Origin of the sequence: Sphingomonas sp. 2378, from assembly GCF_038084995.1 — a bacterium.
Taxonomy (GTDB): Bacteria; Pseudomonadota; Alphaproteobacteria; order Sphingomonadales; family Sphingomonadaceae; genus Sphingomonas.
This window is the reverse complement of the sequence record NZ_JAXCMJ010000007.1, coordinates 61,640-80,510: the sequence shown is the minus strand read 5'-3', so window position 1 is coordinate 80,510 and position 18,871 is coordinate 61,640. Positions and strand designations below refer to the sequence as shown.

The 18,871-nt window shown below is 69.5% G+C and carries 8 protein-coding genes; 6 read left to right on the top strand and 2 right to left on the bottom strand.

The window, feature by feature from the left end; genetic code table 11:
• Nucleotides 1-9: 9 nt before the first annotated feature.
• A complete protein-coding gene (locus tag SM191_RS05940) occupies nucleotides 10-984 on the bottom strand; it encodes an SMP-30/gluconolactonase/LRE family protein (RefSeq protein ID WP_341505366.1) in 975 nt (324 codons plus the stop codon).
• A gap of 257 nt (nucleotides 985-1,241) precedes the next feature.
• Between SM191_RS05940 and SM191_RS05935 the strand changes: the two genes are divergently transcribed.
• Complete coding sequence (locus SM191_RS05935; RefSeq protein WP_445949817.1) at nucleotides 1,242-2,612, top strand: glycoside hydrolase family 27 protein; 1,371 nt, start codon at nucleotides 1,242-1,244, stop codon at nucleotides 2,610-2,612.
• A 71-nt stretch (nucleotides 2,613-2,683) separates the two neighbouring features.
• Here SM191_RS05935 and SM191_RS05930 read toward each other — a convergent pair whose 3' ends face one another.
• Complete coding sequence (locus tag SM191_RS05930) at nucleotides 2,684-3,823, bottom strand: 1,4-beta-xylanase (RefSeq protein WP_341505365.1); 1,140 nt, start codon at nucleotides 3,821-3,823, stop codon at nucleotides 2,684-2,686.
• Between the two features lie 151 nt (nucleotides 3,824-3,974).
• On the opposite strand from SM191_RS05930, the gene SM191_RS05925 reads away from it, so the two are divergent.
• The 5 genes from SM191_RS05925 (at nucleotide 3,975) to SM191_RS05905 (ending at nucleotide 18,852) form a co-directional block, all read left to right on the top strand.
• Nucleotides 3,975-4,946: a family 43 glycosylhydrolase gene (locus SM191_RS05925; protein ID WP_341505364.1), complete on the top strand. Its 972-nt coding sequence runs from the start codon at nucleotides 3,975-3,977 to the stop codon at nucleotides 4,944-4,946.
• Between the two features lie 189 nt (nucleotides 4,947-5,135).
• Nucleotides 5,136-14,087 carry a BapA/Bap/LapF family large adhesin gene (locus tag SM191_RS05920; RefSeq protein WP_341505363.1) on the top strand — a complete coding sequence of 2,984 codons (8,952 nt, stop codon included), beginning with the start codon at nucleotides 5,136-5,138 and terminating at the stop codon, nucleotides 14,085-14,087.
• Between the two features lie 177 nt (nucleotides 14,088-14,264).
• The gene (locus SM191_RS05915) at nucleotides 14,265-15,530 is read left to right on the top strand and encodes a TolC family protein (RefSeq protein ID WP_341505362.1); all 1,266 of its coding nucleotides are present in this window, start codon (nucleotides 14,265-14,267) and stop codon (nucleotides 15,528-15,530) included.
• Nucleotides 15,527-17,668 (top strand): type I secretion system permease/ATPase, encoded by a 2,142-nt coding sequence (locus tag SM191_RS05910; protein ID WP_341505361.1) that lies wholly within the window; start codon nucleotides 15,527-15,529, stop codon nucleotides 17,666-17,668. The genes SM191_RS05915 and SM191_RS05910 overlap by 4 nt, the downstream gene beginning before the upstream one ends.
• Nucleotides 17,665-18,852: an HlyD family type I secretion periplasmic adaptor subunit gene (locus SM191_RS05905; RefSeq protein WP_341505360.1), complete on the top strand. Its 1,188-nt coding sequence runs from the start codon at nucleotides 17,665-17,667 to the stop codon at nucleotides 18,850-18,852. Before SM191_RS05910 ends, SM191_RS05905 begins: the two co-directional genes overlap by 4 nt.
• Nucleotides 18,853-18,871: the final 19 nt, after the last annotated feature.

Below are 18,871 nucleotides of genomic sequence, written 5' to 3'. Positions count from 1 at the left end.
CCGCCCCGATCAGAGGATGCCCGGCGTTCGCAGGGCGATGGCATGGACGCTGTCGGTCGCGCAGAGATAGAGCGTCCGACCGTCCCGCCCGCCAAAGGCGATGTTGGCGCACGGCTTGGGCGTCGGGATGGTGCCCAGCCGTTCGCCATCCGGGGACCAGACCCCCGCCCCCTCGGCCACACCGGCATAGACGCGCCCCGCCCGGTCCACCGCCAGCCCGTCGGGAATACCGCGTTCCAACCGTGCGAAGACCCGGCGGCGGGCCAGTTTCCGCCCCTCCACCACGTCGAAGGCCAGGATCTCGCGCGGGCCATCGGGCTTCAGCGCCCCGCCCGTCTCGCTGACATACAGGGTGCGGCCATCGGGGGAAAAGACAATGCCGTTGGGCTGGTCCATATCCCCCTCGACCATGGTCAGCGCACCCGAGGGATCGATGCGATAGACGAACCGGCCCGGCTGCTCGGACTCGGCGCGTATCCCCTCATCGGGCACGGTGATGCCGTAGATCGGATCGGTGAACCAGACCGCACCATCGGCGGCGACCGTCAGGTCGTTGGGCGAATTGAGCCGCTTGCCCCGATAGCGATCGGCAAGAACGGTAATCCGTCCATTCGCCTCCTGCCGCACCACCCGCCGCGTCCGCTGCTCGCAGGTCAGCAGCCGCCCGCGCGCGTCGAAACAATTGCCGTTGGCGTTGTTCGAAGGCGAGCGGAAGATGCCGACACCCTTGGCATCGACGCGCATCATGACGTTGCGCTTCACGTCGCTGAACACCAGCGCGTTCCCGCGGCGGTCCCAGGCCGGTCCTTCGATCCAACGCCCACCGCTGTAGAGGGTCCGCAACGGCGCGGCGGGATCGACGATATCGGCCATGGCGGGCTGCGCCATGGCGGGGCTGGCGAAGGCCAGCAGCGAGAGGCCGGTTCCCGCCATCATCGCCCGGCGGTTGAGGATCGGACCGTCAAGGCCAGGGTCGGAATTCATCGGCATCGCATATCCTTGCGAGACTGGAGAAGGACCGCGCGGCGCGCACCGGCCGGTCGGGATGATCCTGAAAATCCACCGTAAAGACAAGCCGGACCGCACCCAAAGCCCATCCGACCCCAAATTATCCAATGTCGGACTTATCGCCCCCGCGAGAGCCAGCTTTTCCGTCCCTAATATGGGCAAGCAAGACTTGCCGTCGCCATGATCCTCTCTACAATTGTTCGACTATAAGCGAACGACATAGGGAGTGGAGCATGACCGAAACCGGCGCGGGGATCAGCCGCAGACAGGCGCTGGCCGGGGCGGCCTGGACGGGAACCGCGATGCTTGCCAGTGGCCCGGCGCAGGGCGCGGCCCAGGCCGGATCAAGGCCCCTCGCCCAGCGGCCGCCGATGGGCTGGAATAGCTGGAACAGCTTCGCCACCACCATCACCGAGGCGCAGGCGCGCGAAACGGCGGCGATCATGCGGGAAAGGCTGCTGCCCTTCGGCTATGACATCTTCACCGTCGACATCCAATGGTATGAGCCGGAGGCGTCGAGTTACACCTACAACGCCGCGCCGGTGCCCGCGATGGACGGCCATGGCCGGTTGATCCCCGCGCCCAACCGCTTTCCCTCCAGCGCCGACGGATCGGGCTTCACCAAGCTGGCCGCCGACGTGCACGCCATGGGGATGAAGTTCGGCATCCATCTGATGCGGGGCATTCCCCGGCTGGCGGTGAAAAAGAACCTGCCGATCCTCGGTACGCGCTACCGCGCCGCCGACATTGCCGATACCGGCAGCATCTGCACCTGGAACCCGGATATGTACGGCGTCGACATGACGAAGCCGGGGGCGCAGGCCTATTATGACAGCGTCTTCGCGCTCTATGCCTCCTGGGGTGTCGATTTCGTCAAGATGGACGATATGAGCCGCCCCTATGACGCGCACGCGCCGGAGATCGAGGCGGCGCACAAGGCGATCGGCGCGACCGGTCGCCCCATCGTCCTCAGCCTGTCGCCCGGCGAAACCCCCGTCATCCGCGGCCCCCATGTCCGCCGCTTCGCACAGATGTGGCGCATCTCGGACGATTTCTGGGATGAGTGGGCGATGCTGGAGGCACAATTCACCCGGCTGGAGAATTGGACGCCCCATCGCGGACCGGGCGGCTGGCCCGACGCCGACATGCTGCCGCTCGGGCGACTGGCACTCGGCAAGCGGGATACCAAGTTCACTCCCGACGAGCAGCGGACGCTGATGACGCTCTGGTCGATCGCGCGGTCGCCGCTGATCATGGGGGGCGATCTGCGCTATCTCGACGCGCCGACGCTGGCGCTGCTGACCAATCGCGCGGTGCTGGCGGTGAACCAGGCCTCGACCGACAACCAGCCGCACTTCGTCGAGGACGGCACCCGCATCTGGTCCGCCAAGCCCGAAGGCGCGGGCGGCGACCGTTACCTGGCGCTGTTCAACACCACCGACAATCCGAAGGAGGTGGCGATCTCGCTGCGGCAACTGGGCCTGACCGGTGCGGTGACGGCGACCGATCTCTGGGAGGGCAGGAGCCTGGGTCGCATCACGGGCCGGATGGCGCGGACCCTGCCCGCGCATGGCGCGGGGCTGTACCGGTTGCGGGCGGGCTGACGACATTCAGCCCCCTCCCCCCTGGACAGGGGAGAGGGGCGATGAGAGGTTGCACACGTACGACCTATGGATCACCGCACCGCCGGAACCACCCCCTTGGGCGCCGCCGCCAGCCGCCGGATCAGGTCGGTTTCCGCCTGGCGATAGGGCGTGCCGTCGGCGCGGAAAACCTCGTGGAACCAGATGGTGGGCTCCTCCAGCACATAGGGCTTCTTCCAGCTATCCCAGGGCAGCCGCGTCTGCGTCTTCCCGTCGACGAAGCCCCAGTTCATCATCGCCACATTGTACCGCTTGGCGATGGGCAGCGATCCGTCGAAGGTCGATCCGTTGCCGCGCGCCATATATTCGGTGCACAGGATCGGGCGCTTATAGGGCAGCAACTGCTTCACCCGCCGCTCGAACGTCTCGGGCCAGCTATAGTCGTGGAAGGTGATGACATCGGACTGCGACAATTGCAGCCTGTCCATCGCCGAGGTCCGCCCGCCGCCACTTCCATCGGGTGTCCAGTCATCGCCCTGCCACACGCCCGACGTCAGCGGCTGTGAAGGCTCCGCCGCGCGCGCCCAGTCGAACACCTGCGCCAGCAGTGCGCGGACCAGCGGCTCCTTGCCCTCCTGCCCCTTATACTGGTCCGCGCCATTGTCGGGCTCGTTCCACAGGTCCCAGCCCAGGATGCGCGGATCGTCCTTGAACGCGCCGATCACGCCTTGCACATAAGCGCGGTATTTCGGCCAGTTCGCCCGGTCGCGAAGTCCCGCCATGCCCGGTCCCTGCACCCAGCCCGAATTATGGACGCCGGGGATCGGCGGATGCTGCGGCCCCAGCACCGGGTTCGGATCCCAGCAACTGTCGAACAGCACGAACAGCGGGCGGATGCCGTGCCTTTGCGCGATGGTCAGGAATGCGTCGATGCGTCGTTTGAACCCTTCGGGGTCCTGCACCCAGAGCTGGTCGTGCAGGAACACGCGCATGGTGTTCATCCCGATCCCCTGCGCCAGCCCCAGTTCGTGATCGATCCGCTTGGGGTCCCAGCTTTCGACCTGCCACATCTCCAACTGGTTGATAGCGCTGGCCGGAGTATAATTCGCGCCGACCAGCCAGGGCTGGCGGTCATGCCAGGCCTTGGCCTGCGCCTCGGTCCAGCGGCCCCGCGCCTCGGCGGGCCCGGTCGCCAGCATCGCGACGATCGCCGCCCCCATGAACAGACGCATCCTCATCCCATCTCTCCCGCTTGGACGCCCGTGGTTCATGCCCGGGCTGTTGGTACGAATGTCCTTGATAAAGTCGGACTTATCAAGTGATGTCGCGATCGGAACGAGGCACGGCCCGGCACAGGGCACCCGTTGGAACGAGAGGATGCGGATGAGAGTGATCCCCTGTATCGCCGCCGGACTGGCGCTGGCCATGACCGGATCGGTCGCCGCGAAGAACCCGCAATTCGAAGGCGCCGATCCCCATGCGATGATGATCGGCGACGAGTTGTGGATCTTTCCCACCGGCGGTCCGGGGGGAAGCTGGGCGGCGGACCGGTTCGGCGCCTTTTCCAGCCGCGACCTGAAGAACTGGCGACCACGCGGCGAGTTGATCCGGCGCGACCAGATCGGATGGATCAAGCACGACGGCGCGCCCGAACATTTCCTCTGGGCGCCCGGCGTCGCGACGCGGAACGGAAAATATTATCTCTATTACTCGGTCGGCCCGCAGAACCCGACGCCCAGCCGGATCGGCGTCGCCGTCGCCGACAAACCGCAAGGCCCCTATCGCGACAGTGGTCGTCCGCTGATCACCGGCAACCAGGGCTTCGAAGCGATCGATCCGATGGTCTTTCCGGATCGCAAATCGGGGAAGACCTATCTCTATGCGGGCGGCAGCGCGGGCGCGAAGCTGCGCGTATGGGAGCTGAAACCCGACATGGTCACCATCGCCCGCGAGGTGACGGTGCCCAATCCGCCCGCCTTCACCGAGGGGGCGTTCATGCATGAGCGCAACGGCACCTACTACCTGTCCTACAGCCATGGCCGCTTCGACGGACCGGACTATTCGGTCCATTACGCCACCGCCCCCTCCCCCATCGGACCGTGGCGCTATCGCGGGCCGATCCTGACCAGCGACGACCGGCATCAGGGGCCGGGGCATCACAGTTTCGTCAGGACGCCGGACGGACGCTGGCTGATCGTCTATCACCGCTGGGACCGCGCGCCGGGGCCGGGACCCTTCCAGGGCGAGCGCGTCGTGGCGATCGACCGGATCGACTATGCCCCGGACGGCAGCATCCGTGCCGTCCGGATGACCGATGCGGATGCGCCCATCCTGAAAGCGGCACGATCCCGCTGACGCGACGCTTAAACTTTCATTAACCAATTGAATCAATTCCGAAATCGGAATTTCGGCATCGCATCCCGGTCCGCCGTGGTTCCGGCCTTCGCATAGGGGGAGGTCGCGAGCCCATGTGCGCAGATACGTGCGTGGCCTTCCCCGCCCGTCCCCGAACCGGGGACGGACATGTTATGGGAGGAACAGGCCATGCAGACCGAGATCATCGCCAAGGCGAGCCGCGCCACGACGACGACCAGCGCCGACGTCATCGAACTCGACACCCCCAGCATCGTCCGGTTGAACCTGGACCGCGCCCAGGTCGCGGCGATGGAGCGGCAGGGCGACGACCTGATCCTTCGGCTGGCGGACGGCAGCACGCTGCGCATCGATAACTTCTATCAGGCGCAACAGGGTGCGGTCAGCGATCTGGTCCTGCGCGACGAACAGGGCGGGCAGTGGCTGGCCCATCCCTCGGCGACGGGGGCGGGCCGGTTCACGGCGCTGGGCGACCTGGACGAGTTGCTGGGTGCCGGTGCGGCGGCGGAAGGCGCGAGTTCCTCCTTCATCCTTCCCGCCGTGCTGGGCGTGGCGGGCGTCGGCGGTCTGGTCGCGGCGGTGTCGGGCGGGGGCGGCAATGGCGACGGCCGGACGCCCGAGCCGCCCGCCGATACCGTGGCCCCCGGTCGTCCCACCGCCGTCTTCGGCACCGCCGGAAGCAGCGTCAGCGGGACCGGCGAGCCCGGCGCGACCATCCGCGTGACCGATGCCGCAGGCGTGGTGATCGGCACCGGCACGGTCGGCGCGGACGGCAATTTCACCATCCCCGTCAATCCGCCCCAGACCAACGGCCAGCCCGTCACCGTGACCCAGTCCGACGCGGCGGGCAACACTTCGCCCGGCCTGAGCGTCAACGCCCCGGACACCACGCCCCCGATCGCACCGACCGCAACCCTGACGGGACAGGGCACGACGATCACCGGCACGGGTGAGGCCGGTGCGACCGTCACCGTGCGCGACGCCGCCGGGCAGGTGCTGGGCACCGCCGTCGTCGGCGCGCAGGGCGGCTATACGCTGACGCTGAACACGCCGCAGACCAATGGCGGCACCCTGACCGTCGCTCAGAGCGATGCGGCGGGCAATGTCTCCCCCCCCACCACCCTGACCGTCGCCGACACCAGCGCGCCCGCCGCGCCGGTCGTTGCGCTGGGCGATGGCGGCGCCACCGTCTCCGGCACCGGCGAGCCCGGCGCGACGGTGCGGATCACCGGCCCCGACGGACAGGTGCTGGGCACCGCCACGGTCTCGGCGGACGGCAGCTTCGCCGCGCCGCTCTCCGCCGCTCAGACCAATGGCCAGACGCTGACGGTCACCCAGTCGGATGCGGCAGGCAACACCTCCCCCGCCGCCAGCGTGACCGCCGCCGACACCACGCCGCCCACCGCCCCGACCGCCACGATCGACGGACAGGGTACGGCCATCACCGGCACCGGCGAGGCGGGTGCGACCGTCACGGTGCGCGACGGCACGGGCCAGCCGCTGGGGCAGGCCACGGTCGATGCGCAGGGCAATTACAGCATCCCGCTGACCACTCCCCAGGCCAATGGCGGCACCTTGACGGTGGTGCAGAGCGATCCGACCGGCAACGCCTCCCCGGCCACCACCATCGCCGCACCCGACATCACGCCGCCCACCGTGCCGACCGCCATCGTCAGCGCGGACGGCACGACCCTGACCGGAACCGGCGAGCCGGGCGCGACGGTCAGCGTCACCGATGCGGGCGGCCAGCCGATCGGCACCGCCACCGTGGGCGTGGATGGCGGCTTCACCGTCGCCCTGCCCGCGGGCGCGGCCAATGGTCAGACCCTGTCGGTCGTGCAGACCGACCCTGCGGGCAATCTTTCGCCCGCCGCGAGCATCGCCACCCCCGATCTCGTCGCGCCGTCCGCGCCCACCGCGATCGTCAGCACCGACGGCACCAGCATCAGCGGTACGGGCGAACCCGGCGCGACCCTGGAGGTGCGCGACCCCGCCGGAACGGTGATCGCCACCGTCCTCGTGTCCGCTGCGGGCACCTATGACGTCGCGCTCACCACGCCGCAGGCCAATGGCGAGACGCTGACTGTGACGCAGACGGATGCCGCCGGAAACGCCTCCGCCGCCGCGACCGTCGTCGCGCCCGATATCACCCCGCCCGCGCCGCCGAGCGCGATCCTGTCGGCGGACGGCAGCTCGGTCTATGGCAATGGCGAACCCGGCGCGACGGTGCGTGTGGTCGATAGGAGCGGCAATGTGCTGGGCACCGCCGTGGTCGGCGCGGATACCAGCTTCACCCTGCTCCTGACCCCGCCGCAGACCAGCGGCCAGACCCTGGCCGCCGTGCAGGCCGATCCGGCGGGCAATGTCTCGCTGCCCAGCCAGGTCGGCGCGCCCGACCTGACCGCGCCCGATGCCCCCCTCGCCACCATCTCGCCCGATGGCACGAGCATCACCGGCACCGGCGAGCCCTTCGCCACCGTGACGGTCCGCGAGGCGGACGGTACGATCCTGGGCCAGGCGGTGGTGGGCGCGGATGGCGGCTTCACCGCGACGCTCTCGCCCCCTCAGGCCAATGGCGAGACGCTGTCGGTCGACCAGAGCGACCGGGGCGGCAACCTGTCGCCCGCCGCGACGCTGACCGCGCCCGACATCACCGCGCCCATAGGACTTACGGCTGCCGTCAGCGGTGACGGCGTCTTCGTCACCGGCAGGGGCGAAGCCGGGGCCAGCATCACCATCCGCGACGCGGGCGGCAATGTCATCGGCACCGCGACGGTCGCCGCCAACGGCGTCTACACCGCGACCCTGACCACGCCGCAGACCAATGGGGAAGCGTTGCAGGTGACGCAGGCCGATGCGGCGGGGAATGTCTCCGCCCCCGCCACCGTCATCGCGCCCGACATCACCGCGCCGCTCGCGCCGACCGGATCGGTCGTCGACAATGGCGCGACCCTGTCGGGGACGGGCGAGGCGGGCGCGACCGTCACGGTCCGCGCCACCGACGGCACCGTCATCGGCAGCGGACAGGTCGGCGCGGACGGCAATTTCGCCGTCATCCTGACCCCGGCCCAGGCCAATGGCCAGCCGTTGCAACTCGTGCAGAGCGATGCGGCGGGCAATTCGTCGCCCGTCGTTACCGTCACCGCGCCGGACACGACAGCGCCCATCGGCCTTACCGCCGCGATCAGCGCGGATGGCGGCATCGTGACCGGTCTGGGCGAGGCGGGAGCGACCGTCACGGTCCGCGATCCGGCGGGTGCCACGATCGGCACCGCGCTGGTCGGCTCGGACGGCAGCTATGCCGTCGCCCTCACTCCGGCGCAGCGCAATGGCGAGACGCTGCAAGTGACCCAGGCCGATGCGGCCGGCAACGCCTCCGCCCCCGTGACGCCCATCGCCCCGGACCTGACCGCCCCCGCCGCGCCGCTGGGGACGCTGGCGACGGACGGCACATCCGTAACCGGCACCGGCGAGGCGGGCGCGACCGTCACCGTGCGCGCCGCCGACGGCACCGTGCTGGGCAGCGTCGTCGCGGCGGCGGACGGCAGCTTCACCGTGCCGCTGTCCACGCCGCAGGTGAACGGCCAGGCCCTGTCGGTGGTGCAGGCGGATGCGGCGGGCAATGTCTCGCCCACGCTCGCACTGACCGCGCTCGACACGACAGCGCCGGTCGGGCTGACCGCAACGCTGGACGGCGGCGGCACGATCGTCAGCGGCCAGGCGGAGGCGGGCGCGAGCGTCACCGTGCGTGACCCCGGCGGACAGGTGATCGGTACTGGCACCGCTTCGGCGACGGGGGCCTATGCGCTGGCGCTGACCACGCCGCAATTGAACGGCCAGCTGCTTCAGGTGACTCAGGCCGATGCCACCGGCAATGCGTCCGCACCTGTCTCCGTCACCGCGCCGGACGTCACCGCGCCCGACGCACCGCTCTTCACGCTCGATGCGACGGGCGCCAATGCGAACGGCACCGGCGAAGCGGGCGCGACGGTTACCATCCGCGATGCGGGCGGCAACGTCATCGGCACCGGCGTCGTGGCTGGGGACGGCAGCTTCAGCGTGCCCCTGACGACCGCGCAGGCCAATGGCGGGACGGTGTCCGCGACGCTGACCGATGCGGGCGCGAACGTCTCGGGTGCGACCATCGTCGCCGCGCCCGACATCACCCCGCCCGCCGCGCCCGCCGCGACGCTCGATGCGACAGGCACCATCGTCACCGGCACCGGAGAGGTCGGCGCGACCGTCACCGTGCGGGATGCGGGTGGCGGTGTGCTGGGCACCACCGTCGTCGGCCCGCAAGGCAATTACGCCGTCACCCTGTCGGCGGCGCAGTTGAACAGCCAGGTGCTCAGCGTCACCCAGGCCGATGCGATCGGCAACCCCTCCCCCGCCACGATCGTCACCGCGCTGGACCAGACGCCTCCGGCGGCCCCCGTCGCGACCGTCTCCGCCGATGGCGCGACCGTGTCGGGCACCGGCGAGATCGGCGCGACCGTGACGATCACCGACCCGGTCGGGCTGGTGCTGGCCACGGTGCCGGTGGGCGCGGACGGCGGCTTCAGCGTGACGCTGGGTACGCCGCTGACCAACGGCCAGGTGCTCACGCTGACCCAGGCTGATGCGGCGGGCAATGTCTCCGCCCCCGGTACGGCGAACGCACCCGACCTGATCCCCAACGACACACCGCTCGCCCCGACCGCGACCGTCGCCCTCGACGGGGCGAGCGTCACCGGCACGGGTCAGCCGACGACAACCATCATCGTCCGCGATACGACCGGCGCGGTGATCGGCACGACCATCGTCGCCGGGGACGGCAGCTACACCGCCCTCCTCACCACGCCGCAACTGAACGGAGAGACGGTCCGCGTGACCCAGACGGATGCGGAGGGTGATGTCTCGCCCCCCGCCACCGCCATCGCGCCCGACCTCACCCCGCCCGCCCTGCCGGTCGCCGCGATCGATCCGACCGGCACGATCGTCAGCGGCTCGGGCGAAGTCGGTGCGACGGTGCAGGTCACCAACGCGGGCGGCACGGTGCTGGGCACCGCGACGGTCGGGGCGAATGGCAGCTATGCCACGATCCTGACCCCGCCGCTGACCAATGGCGAGGCATTGACCGTGGTGCAGATCGACGGCGGCGGCAATGCCTCCCCGCCCGCCGCCGTCACCGCGCCGGACCTGACCGCCCCTGCGGCTCCGCTGGGCATCGTCGCGGTCGACGGCACCAGCATCACCGGCACCGGCGAGCCGGGCGCGACCGTCACCATCCGTGGTGCCGGTGGTGCGGTGATCGGCACCGCGCTGGTCGCCCCGGACGGCAGCTATACCGCGCCCCTGACCCCGGTTCAGGCCAATGGACAGGTGGTGACGCTGACCCAGGCGGACGCGGCGGGCAATGTCTCGGTCCCCGTGCAGGCGACCGCGCCCGACATCACCGCGCCTACCGGCCTGACCGCCGCGATCAACAGCGCGGGCAGCCTGATTACCGGTCAGGGTGAGGCGGGCGCGACCGTCACCATCCGTGACGCGGGCGGCACGCTGCTGGGCACGGCGACGGTCGCCGCCAGTGGCAGCTATGCCGCGATCCTGACCACGCCGCAGGTCAACGGACAGGCGCTGTCGGTCACGCAGGCCGATGCGGCGGGCAACGCCTCCATCCCCGCCGCCGTCACCGCACCCGACCTGACGCCCCCGGCGGCCCCGATCGGCCTGGTCTCGGGCGACGGCACCACCCTGACCGGCACCGGAGAGGCGGGCGCGACCGTCACCATCCGGGGCGTCGGCGGGGCGGTGATCGGCACCGCCGTGGTGGCAGCGGACGGCAGCTTCACTGCACCGCTGACCCCGGCACAGGCCAATGGCCAACTCCTGTCGCTGACCCAGTCGGACCCGGCGGGCAATGTCTCGCCCGTCGCTCAGGCACCCGCACCCGATATCACCGCCCCCATCGGCCTGAGCGCCACGATCAATGGCGCGGGCACCGTCGTCACCGGCCAGGGCGAGGCGGGCGCCACCGTCACCATCCGCGATGCGGGTGGCGCGGTGCTGGGCACCACGGTGGTCGCCGCCAATGGCAGCTATGCCGCGATCCTGACCACGCCGCAGATCAACGGCCAGGCGCTGAGCGTCGTGCAGGCGGACGTGGCGGGCAATGCCTCCACCCCCGCCGCCGTCACCGCGCCCGACCGCACCCCGCCGCTGGCCCCGGTCGGCACGATCGCGGGCGACGGCACGAGCCTGACCGGCACCGGCGAGCCCGGCGCGACCGTCACCATCCGTGGGGCGGGCGGCGTCACGCTGGGCTCCGCGCTGGTCGCGGCGGACGGCGGCTTCACCGCGACCCTGACCCCAGCGCAAGCCAACGGACAGGTGGTGACGCTGACCCAGGCCGACCCGGCAGGCAATGTCTCGCCGGTGGCGCAGGCGACCGCGCCCGACATCACCGCCCCCATCGGCCTGACCGCCGCGATCGACGCGACCGGCGTGATCGTCACCGGGCGCGGAGAGGTCGGCGCGACCGTCACCGTGCGGGATGCTGGCGGCGCGGTGATCGGCACCGCCATCGTCGCGGCGAACGGCGCCTATAGCGCCACGCTGACCACGCCGCAGGCCAATGGGCAGGCGCTGACCGTGACCCAGGCGGACGTGGCCGGGAACGCCTCCGTGCCGACACCGCTGACCGCGCCCGACATCACCCCGCCCGCCGCGCCGACCGCGCTGGTCAACGGCGTCGGTACCATCGTGACCGGCACGGGAGAGGTCGGCGCGACCGTCCGCATCCTCGATCCGCAAGGCACGCTGGTCGGCACCGCGCTGGTCGGGGCGGACGGCAGCTACTCCGCGACGCTGACCACGCCGCAGGCCAATGGCCAGACGCTGACCGTGACCCAGGTCGATGCGGCGGGCAACGGGTCGCTCCAGACCCCGACCCTCGCCCCCGACATCACCCCGCCCGCGCCGCCCGCCGCCGCGATCAACGGGCTGGGCACCATCGTCACCGGCACCGGCGAGCCCGGCACCATCGTCGAGGTCCGCAATGCCGGCGGCACCGTCCTGGCCAGCGGCGGCGTGACGGCGGGCGGCACCTTCGCCCTCACCCTGCCCGTCCCGCAGGTGGCGGGCGAGACGCTGAACGTGGGCCTGCGCGATGCGGCGGGCAATGTCTCGGCCACGGTGTCCGTGATCGCGCCCTTCGACATCGTCGCCTTCGACAACACGGCCACCGCGCTGGTCGATCTGGTTCCGGTCCAGACCAACCAGAATCTGGGCAATGCCAATTACACCGCGCTCGTCTCGCTCGGCCTGGTCAATCTCGATGCGCAGGTGCTGGCGATCCCCAATGTCCAGTTCACCGTCCAGCCGGGTCATACGCTGGATGCGACCTTCACCTATGACGCGACGCTCAACCTGGGCGTGGCGAGCGGTTATTCGGTGGTGGTCCAGCGGTTCGACGGCACCAATTGGGTCGCGGTCAATGGCGGGAGCGGCAATTCGACGCTGCTGGAGGTCGGGCTGCTGAACGGCAATCTGGTCGCCAATGCCGATCTGGGGCCGGGCCAGTATCGTGCCTTCGTCTCGTTCGACAATACGCTGGGCGTCGGCCTGCTCGGCGGGTTGAGAGTCGCCGGGGTCGATTCCGACTTCACCGATATCGGACAGGTCATCCCGGCGCTGACCACCGGCAACGTCATCACCGATGTCGGACCCGGCGGACAGGTCGATGTGGTCAGCCCGCAGACCCGGGTCGAGAGCGTCACCCTGAACGGCGTGACGACCGCCGTCGTCGCCGACGATACGGTGATCGTCGGGCAATGGGGCACGCTGACCATCGATCGCGACGGCAGCTACAGCTACACGCCCAATGCCAGCGCCACCGTGCTGGGCAAGGTGGACAACTTCACCTACACGCTGCTCGACGCCAGCGATGGCGAGCGGGAGAGCGCCACGCTGTCCATATCGATCGGCAGCCCCGATGTGACCGGTGCGCCGATCGCGATCAACGATACCGCCATCGCCGCCGCGACCTTCGCCAATGTCGTGGAAACCCGCGCTCCCGCGATCGACAGCAGCTTCGCCACCCCCACGGCGGCGGTGCTGAACGGGCCGCAGACCGGGCGGATCGTCGACAGCTTCACCGTCGAGCCCAACAGCGTCGCCAACGTCACCCTGTCGGCGGTGATCGCACCGGGGCTGTCGGTCCTGCCCAACTATACGATCACCGTCACCAATGCGGCGGGCACCGTTGTCGGCACCGCCAACGGCGTCGCGATAGCGGGGGTCGGCGGGCTGCTGGGTTCGGGGATCAGCGTGACGCTGCCCAATCTGCCCTCGGGCACGTACAACTACACCGTCACCAGCACCAACATATTGGGGGCGGGCTATACCACCAATGTCTATGTCGGCGAAACCATCACCCATCTCGACCAGTTCACCCTGACCGGCACCACGCCGGTCAGCGGCGACCTGCTCGCCAACGACACGCTGGGCAGTCCCTTCCTGGGCATCAAGCTGCTCAGCGGCGGCGCATTCGTCGAGGTCGGCGATACGCCGCTGACCCTGAACGGCGCACACGGCACGCTGACCATCGATGAGGTCGGACGGTACAGCTATCAACCCTTCTCGACGCTGACCTATGCCGCGACCGATCCGGTGGACCGCTTCACCTATCAGATCGTCCAGCCCGACGGACAGGTTTCGACCGCCCGGTTGGACGTGGCGATCGACCTGAACAACGGCGTCGCGCCGGCCTTCCCGACCGCGACGATCACCAGCCTGTCGGTGCATGATGCCGTCACGCTGGACGCCGATGTCGTGCCCCTGTCGCTGACCGCGCAGACCGCCAACCATATGACCGCCGACCATGCGACGCCGGACCATGCCACCGATGCGCAGGTCACCCTGTCGCTGATGGAAGGACAGGGCAGTCTGGAGGACGTGCTGTCGCGCTATCTCGACGCTCAGCAAGGCATGGCCGAACCGGCCCCGACCGACTCAAGCCTGCACAACGTGCCGACCGTCCCCGACACCCCGCTCGTCGCGTCGGAGCCGATCGATCCGCTCGGCTATCTGACCGTTTCGGTCGATCCCGAACATGACCGAACGACGCAAATGCACGCCATCTGACCGTCTTGGCCAGCGATCCGGAAACGGAGTTGATTTCCAGTGCCGAAGGGGTTTCCCTTCGGCACTAATTTTCAATCTGTTAAATATGTTAGCCGGAACCTCCGCGGCAATTGATAAGAAGAGGCCGTGATGGAACCGCAGTGGCGAGACCGCTACCATTTGCGATCGGGGAGGATCATGACGGCTATGCTCGCCTTTCTGGTCACCACAGCGGCGGGCGCTGAGCCCGCCGTGACGATGGAAAGCGCGATGCATGAGGTGCTGCAATGGCACCCCGCCGTCACCCAGGCCGCCGCGACCGTCGAGGCGCGGGGTGAGGATGTCGAGGTCGCCCGCGCGGGCTATCTTCCCCGGATCAGCGCCGGGGTCGGCAGCGGCTATGACAGCCGCCTGGGCAGCATCTGGCGTCCCCGCCCCCAGGTCTCGGCATCGCAGATGCTCTTTGATTTCGGCAAGGTCGCGGGCGCGGTCGATGCCGCGCGCGCGGGCACCCGGATCGGGCGCGCCGACATGCTGCTGGCGGTCGACGGGCTGATCCGCGACACCGGCTATGCGATGATCGAGGTGCAGCGCAACGCCGCGCTGCGCGACATCGCGATCGAACAACTGGCGCGCATCCGCGAGATCGGCGATCTGGTCGAAAAGCGCTTCGGCAAGGGCGCGACGACCCGCTCCGACGCGCTCCAGGCCCAGTCGCGCGTCGCCGCGGCGGAGGCGACCTTGACCCGGATCGAGGCGGAGCAGCGGCGCTGGACCACCGGCCTGTCCTTCCTGCTGGGTCGCGACACGGCCCCGGCGGTCGATCCGGGCGTCCCCGACTGGCTGATGGCCAGTTGCACCCGCGCCGCGACGGTCGAATGGGCGGACGTCCCCGCGATCATGCGCGCCCGCGCCCAGTTCGAGCAGGCGACCGCCGAGAGCCGCCGCGTCCATGCCGCGCGCCTGCCCACCGTCGCGCTGGCGGGCGATGCGGCGGCGGATGTCAGCTCGCCCTTCTCCGACCGAAGCCTCTATAATTTCGGGCTGAACGTCAGCAGCGACGTGTTCGGCGGCAATGCCGTGCGCGCCCGCGTGCGCAGCGCCGATTACGGCGTCCGCGCCGCCGAGGCCGCCGAACGCCAGGCCCGCAACGAGGTCGCCTCGCAACTGGCCGAAGCGCAACAGCAGATTGCCGGGCTGTCCCAGCTTCTCAGCACGCTGGCGGCGCGGCAGGACAATATGGTCGAGACGGGCAAACTCTATCGCCTGCAATATCTCGACATGGGCACGCGCACGCTGGTCGACCTGCTCAATGCCGAGCAGGAATTGCAGCAGGCGCGCTTCGACGCGGTCAATACGGTCCACGACCTGCGACGGCTGGCGATGGAGTGCCTCTATGTCTCGGGCAAGGCGCGGGACGATTTCGGGCTGACCGGCACCGCGATCCGGGGCGTCACCCTGTGACCGCCGCCACCCTGCCGCCGACCGGCCCGCTGGCGTGGATCGACATGCTGGGACAGGTCGCGCGGCATTACCGCATGCCCTTTGCCGAGCAACGCGCGCGGCTGACCGCCTTGTGGCAGGGCGACGACGGGGAGGAGACGCGCGTCCGGGCGATCGCGCGCGCCTCCGGCCTGTCGGTGCGTTTCGTCGCGCCGGGCGCGATCAAGCTGACGAGCTGGCGGCTGCCGGTCATCGCCTGCCTGACCGATGGCGAGCTGGCGCTGGTCACCGGGATCGATGCCGAGGGGCAGGTCGAGTTCATCGTCGCGGGCGAGGACGGACAGGCCGTGCAGCGTCCGCTGACGATGCTGGTCGAACAGACCCGCCTGTTCGTCGTTCCCCGTCCGGCGCGATCGGCGGCGGATGTCCGGGTCGACAGCTATATCCGCCCCTTCGAGGAGCATTGGCTGCGCAGCCTGCTGCTTCAGGACGCGCGCAGTTATGGCAATGTCGCCATCGCGTCGGTGGTGACCAACTGCCTGGGGCTGGCGGGCGTGCTGTTCTCGATGCAGGTCTATGACCGGGTGGTCCCCGCTCAGTCGATGCCGACGCTCTATATCCTGTTCCTGGGCGTGCTGCTGGCGACCGGGTTCGATTTCGTGCTGCGGCGGCTGCGGGTCGGGATCACCGATATTCTCGGCAAGCGCGCCGATCTGCGGCTGTCGGACCGGGTGTTCGGCCATGCCCTGCGCGTCCGCAATCGGGCACGGCCGACCTCGACCGGCACCTTCATCGCGCAGCTTCGCGATCTGGATCAGGTGCGCGACATGCTGACCTCCACCACCGTCGCGGCGGTGGCGGACCTGCCCTTCTTCCTGCTGTTTCTGGTCATCCTGGCCTTTATCGGCGGGGTGCTGGCGCTGGTGCCGGTGGTCGCATTGATCGCGCTGCTGCTGCCGAGCCTGCTCGCCCAGCGCCGCCTCCGCGCCTATGCCACGGAGTCGATGCGCGAAACTTCGCTGCGCAACGCCCTGCTGGTCGAGGCGGTGCAGGGGATCGAGGATATCAAGGCGCTTCAGGCGGAGGAGCGGTTCCAGCGCCAGTGGAACCATTGCAATGCGGTGGCGGGCGAGGCGCAATTGCGGCTGCGCGGCCTGACCGCCAGCCTGTCGACCTGGGCGCAGAGCGTGCAGAACGCCGTCTATGCCACCGTCATCTTCGTCGGCGCGCCGATGGTGATCGCAGGCGACATCACGACCGGCGCGCTGGTCGCCACCTCGATGCTGGCCAGCCGGATGATGGCGCCGATGGGGCAGGTGTCGCACCTGCTCGGCCGCTATCAGCATGCCAAGGTCGCGGCGAACAGCCTGGACCAGATCATGGCCTTGCCGGTCGACAACCCGGACGCCGAACATCGCATCCCCCTGCCCTCCGCGCGCGGCGGCTTCACCCTGCGCACGGCGGTCTTCTCCTATGCCGATCCGCAATCGCCTCCGGCACTGACCGTCCCCCGGCTGGAGATCGCGGGCGGTGAGAAGATCGCGGTGCTGGGCCGCAACGGGGCGGGCAAGTCGACCTTGCTCCAGGGCCTGTCGGGCATGTTGCAGCCGGTCTCGGGCGAGGTGCTGCTCGACGACCTGGCGCTGCATCAGATCGACCCGGCGGATGTCCGGCGCGAGGTCGCACTGCTGACCCAGAACAGCCGCTTGTTCCACGGCACGCTCCGCGAGAACCTGACCATGGGCGCGCCGGTGGCGGGCAATGACGCGATCCTGGCCGCGCTGGAGATGGTCGGCGCAGTCGATTTCGTCCGCCGTCTTCGCGACGGGCTGGAACATGTCGTGCTGGAGGGCGGGCGCGGCCTGTCGGGGGGCCAGCAACAGGCGTTGCTGCTCGCCCGGCTGCTGATCCGCCAGCCGCAGGTGATGCTGCTGGACGAACCCACCGCCGCGATGGACGAAGCCTCCGAGCGCCAGTTCATCGCGCGCTTCCAGGAATGGAGCCGCGACCGCACCGTGGTGGTCGCCACCCACCGGATGCGGGTGCTCGACTGGGTCGACCGGGTGATCGTGATCGACAACGGCCTGATCCTGCTCGACCAGCCCAAGGCGCAGGCGCTCGCGACGCTCCAGGGCGCGGCGCGGAGCCAGGCGGCATGAGCGCGACGGCGACCTTCGACGACCGGCCCTTTGCCGATGAGGGCGGCGCACAGTTGCTGGCCGCACGGCGGATGCTGTGGGTGCTGACCGCGCTGTTCCTCGTGGCGCTCGTCTGGGCCTGGTTCGCCGAACTGGACGAAGTGGCGACCGGCACGGGCCGGGTCGTGCCGACCAGCCGCGAACAGGTGCTGCAATCGCTGGAGGGCGGCATCCTGGCCAAGATGCTGGTGCGGCAGGACGATATCGTGAAGCCGGGGCAGGTGCTGGCCCAACTCGACCCGACCCAAGCCGGATCGACCGTCGAGGAGAGCGCCGCCAAGTATCGCGCCGCACTGGCCGCGCAAGCCCGGTTGCAGGCGGAGGTGAACGGCACGCCCCTGACCTTCTCGCCCGAGTTGAACGACTTCCCCGCGCTCAAGGCGGAGCAGCAACGCCTCTATGACGCGCGCCGTCGCAGTCTGGCGAGTTCGCTGGGACTGATCGACGAATCCCTCGCGCTGATCGGGCGCGAGGTCGGGATCGGCGAGTCGCTGATCGAGGTCGGCGCGGCGAGCAATGTCGAGGTGCTGCGCCTGAAGCGCCAGCGCGCCGATCTGGACCTGAAGAAATCCGACCTGCGCTCGCAATATACCGTCGAGGCGCGGCAGGATCTCGCCAAGGTCAGCGAGGAGGTGGAGGCGCTGGCCCCCGTGGTGCGCGGCCGCTCGGACACGCTCAGCCGCCTGACCCTGCGCTCGCCGGTGCGCGGCGTGGTCAAGAATATCGAAGTGTCGACCATCGGCGGCGTCATCCCGCCGGGCGGCAAGATCATGGAGATCGTGCCGATGGACGAACGCCTGCTGGTCGAGGCACGAATCTCGCCGCGCGACATCGCCTTCATCCGCCCCGGTCAGCGCGCCAGCGTCAAGATCACCGCCTATGACTATGCGATCTTCGGGGGGCTGGAAGGCCGGGTCAGCAGCATCTCGCCCGACACCATCCGGGACGAGGTGAACCCGGACGTCTATTATTACCGCGTCTTCGTGCGGACCACGGCGGACTCGCTGGTCAACAAGGCGGGCAAGCGCTTTCCGATCGTGCCCGGCATGATCGCGACCGCCGACATCCACACCGGCAGCAAGACCGTGCTGCAATATCTGCTCAAGCCCCTCAACCGTGCGCGCGAAGCGATGCGCGAGCGATGAGCCGCACCCTTTCCCATCC

What these genes read in the sequence shown, in the direction of transcription:
- SM191_RS05940 (WP_341505366.1), bottom strand. Translation starts at nt 984, where the DNA reads ATGAATTCCGACCCTGGCCTTGACGGTCCGATCCTCAACCGCCGGGCG.
- SM191_RS05935 (WP_445949817.1), top strand. Translation starts at nt 1,242, where the DNA reads ATGACCGAAACCGGCGCGGGGATCAGCCGCAGACAGGCGCTGGCCGGG.
- SM191_RS05930 (WP_341505365.1), bottom strand. Translation starts at nt 3,823, where the DNA reads ATGCGTCTGTTCATGGGGGCGGCGATCGTCGCGATGCTGGCGACCGGG.
- SM191_RS05925 (WP_341505364.1), top strand. Translation starts at nt 3,975, where the DNA reads ATGAGAGTGATCCCCTGTATCGCCGCCGGACTGGCGCTGGCCATGACC.
- SM191_RS05920 (WP_341505363.1), top strand. Translation starts at nt 5,136, where the DNA reads ATGCAGACCGAGATCATCGCCAAGGCGAGCCGCGCCACGACGACGACC.
- SM191_RS05915 (WP_341505362.1), top strand. Translation starts at nt 14,265, where the DNA reads ATGACGGCTATGCTCGCCTTTCTGGTCACCACAGCGGCGGGCGCTGAG.
- SM191_RS05905 (WP_341505360.1), top strand. Translation starts at nt 17,665, where the DNA reads ATGAGCGCGACGGCGACCTTCGACGACCGGCCCTTTGCCGATGAGGGC.